The 250-nt window shown below is 67.6% G+C and carries 1 pseudogene; it reads right to left on the bottom strand.

Annotated elements, in window-relative coordinates:
* A pseudogene (locus SB754_RS21915) lies at positions 1–205 on the bottom strand (CPBP family intramembrane glutamate endopeptidase); the annotation flags it as partial.
* Positions 206–250 lie beyond the last annotated feature (45 nt).

The following is a 250-nucleotide window of genomic DNA, read 5'->3' on the forward strand; positions in this document are numbered from 1 at the left end:
GTAGCGGCCAGAGGCCCAGGAAGCGCGCACGCTGTCCCCGCGCGGGCACGCGCATCGCGAAGGTGACGACCAGTACCGCGATGGCCGGAGTGAACATCATGACCGGGAGGAGGAAGACGGACATCGGCTCGGCGAGACCGTCTCCGAGCCACAGTGGCAGTGCCACCAGCCAGGCCAGCACGCAAGCGACGACCACGAAGACGATGATGGCGGGCCACTCGACTCTTCGAGACGTGGGGGTGGGTGAGTC

Origin of the sequence: Leifsonia sp. SIMBA_070 (assembly GCF_046534635.1) — a bacterium.
Classification (GTDB): Bacteria; Actinomycetota; Actinomycetes; order Actinomycetales; family Microbacteriaceae; genus Leifsonia.